This window comes from Tunicatimonas sp. (assembly GCF_049647865.1).
Taxonomy (GTDB): Bacteria; Bacteroidota; Bacteroidia; order Cytophagales; family Cyclobacteriaceae; genus Tunicatimonas.
Genome location: NZ_JBARYM010000234.1, coordinates 1 through 1,946, shown reverse-complemented (window position 1 = coordinate 1,946; position 1,946 = coordinate 1). Strand labels below are relative to the sequence as shown.

Here is a 1,946-nt window from a genome sequence, read left to right as displayed (position 1 = left end):
TGATAAGAATATTATGCTCTTGGGGAACTACCACTGAAGGGACTTGCAGTAGTAGTGTTTCTTGATTTCTTAACCAGCGGTCGCCCTGGTGAGCACAGGGGCTTTCAAAGGAGTAATTAGCCCAGTTGTTGGGTAAATCACTAATATGAATCTTGAGTAAACTGTCGTCCGGAAGCTCTAGCGAAACCATCATCAGGTCGGGAACGGGTAGGGGGTTATTAACCCGATATTCTAGCACGGCTAACGAACGGTGCTGAGCAGTATAAATGACGGGCGAGCCTACCGAATTCCATCTTCCTCCGAAGAGTGCCGCTCCACGACCATTCAGTTGCTGAGCGTAAGGGCGGCGGGCAATTCGGTAAACTAACATCAGGAATAAACACCGTGCTCAATGCGTCCCAGAACAGTCATTACCCACTGGATACCCACTGGAGTATCTAACAAACTCACCGGCTGTACTCCGCTCAGGGCGGTAACCGACGTTCGTAGCCATTGATTAGCGACTGCTTCGTTACCTAACACTTCTACTGCTCGACGGTACAGACGGGCTAGCTCTAGCAGTTGGCCAGAAGCCGCCGAAGGCAGTAAGTCACTATCCTTCATCCGCTGAATAGTACGCGGAGTGAGATGAAGCAGATTAGCTAATTCCTTCTGCGACAGTTGCATCCGGTCTTGCATTTCCTGCACCAACTGTTTGCTAACGCCTTCCCGAGCGAGTTGAATCCAGTCGATAGATTGATTTTCTGAAATCTCTAAAATTTGAGATGCTTGCATATGAAAATAACTTTGTCGCTGTAATATACGAAAATTGTCGCTTAATAGTTGGATGTAATAGCAATATAACGTTGGAAAAAACGAAATACTCATGCCGGATAAGGCTCTGCGAATTCCGACATCTCTCGCCTAACATGAGAAAGTTTTATACAAACCCAAGGAAAGGAATTTTAATAATTCTAGTTATCTGTGATTTTCTTGCTGTGCCTGCACAAATGCCCGAAGTGCATTATTGATACGAGTTTGGTAACCCCGCCCGGTTTCACGGAAGAATGATAGAATATCCTCGTCTAAGCGAAGGGTGATTTGCTCTTTCTTTTTAGGCTCCTCAAACTGCTTGATCCATTCTCCTTTACGATAGAATGTCCCCTTCGCTAAATCCTCATCGGATAAATAAACATCGTCTGGATCATTTTTAACTATCTCTTCTAATTCTTCATCGGTAATGGCATCTACCCGTTCCCAATCGGTATTTCCTTTCATCTTCTTAATTTCTTCAGCACTATATCTGACGATCTTCTCTTTCTGCTTTTTCATAATTTTGTCTTTCTTTTTTGCGAGCCTTCCGAATGGATATAATCCGTATCTTATCTTCACGCAAAGTGTAAATAATAGCCACCAAGTGATCGACAAACGGACAAATAGCCACTGTTCTATTTTCCTCCGAATATGATGATGGATATGTGTAAACAAAGTCATTTTTTAGCAAAGCTTTGGATACATCTTTGAAGTCGTACCCATGCTTTACGATATTAATCTGATTCTTCTGTTCATCCCATTCAAACTCCATACGAAACTATAACTACAAACGTAACTACATTACTATAAGTTTTACCAAACCGTCACTGCGAGCGATAGTGTGGCAGTCTCCTTCATTTGATTGGGAGATTTCCTCGCTCGTAATGACGTTAAAGTCATTTGTAAAGAAAAGCCCTGTTTTAATTTCTTTTGCTATAAACTGTTTACCTTCTTAACAGAGCATGACGAATACCGTACGCCTTCTTGCTTCTCTTTTTGCTTTGGTTTACACCTCGTATAAATAGATTAGGATTGTTCTCTATTAACTCAATAAACTCATCCATTTTATTTTGTAATACTTTCATTGTTGCAGCACCGTTATCAAAGCGTTTTCTATCTTCCTTATTTGTAAATTTTGTAGCCATATCTACCAA

General features: G+C 41.6%; 5 protein-coding genes. All 5 read right to left on the bottom strand.

Annotated elements, in window-relative coordinates; all coding sequences use genetic code 11:
- Positions 1 to 370: RES family NAD+ phosphorylase (locus WBA23_RS07265; RefSeq protein ID WP_424581606.1), on the bottom strand; the 370-nt coding region annotated here is incomplete at its 3' end.
- Positions 370 to 774, bottom strand: a complete 405-nt coding sequence (gene parS, locus WBA23_RS07260; protein WP_424581605.1) for a type II RES/Xre toxin-antitoxin system antitoxin — start codon at positions 772 to 774, stop codon at positions 370 to 372. The genes WBA23_RS07265 and parS, both read right to left, overlap by 1 nt.
- Positions 775 to 957: 183 nt before the next feature.
- Positions 958 to 1,311, bottom strand: coding sequence for a BrnA antitoxin family protein (locus WBA23_RS07255; RefSeq protein WP_424581603.1), 354 nt, complete (start codon positions 1,309 to 1,311; stop codon positions 958 to 960).
- Entirely contained in the window at positions 1,277 to 1,564 is a 288-nt protein-coding gene (locus WBA23_RS07250) for a BrnT family toxin (protein ID WP_424581602.1), read from the bottom strand. Before WBA23_RS07250 ends, WBA23_RS07255 begins: the two co-directional genes overlap by 35 nt.
- Before the next feature lie 172 nt (positions 1,565 to 1,736).
- The coding region (locus WBA23_RS07245) for a hypothetical protein (protein ID WP_424581601.1) at positions 1,737 to 1,946 on the bottom strand (210 nt) is incomplete at its 5' end.

Coding starts and splice junctions, on each gene's coding strand:
- parS (WP_424581605.1), bottom strand. CDS start 774: ATGCAAGCATCTCAAATTTTAGAGATTTCAGAAAATCAATCTATCGAC.
- WBA23_RS07255 (WP_424581603.1), bottom strand. CDS start 1,311: ATGAAAAAGCAGAAAGAGAAGATCGTCAGATATAGTGCTGAAGAAATT.
- WBA23_RS07250 (WP_424581602.1), bottom strand. CDS start 1,564: ATGGAGTTTGAATGGGATGAACAGAAGAATCAGATTAATATCGTAAAG.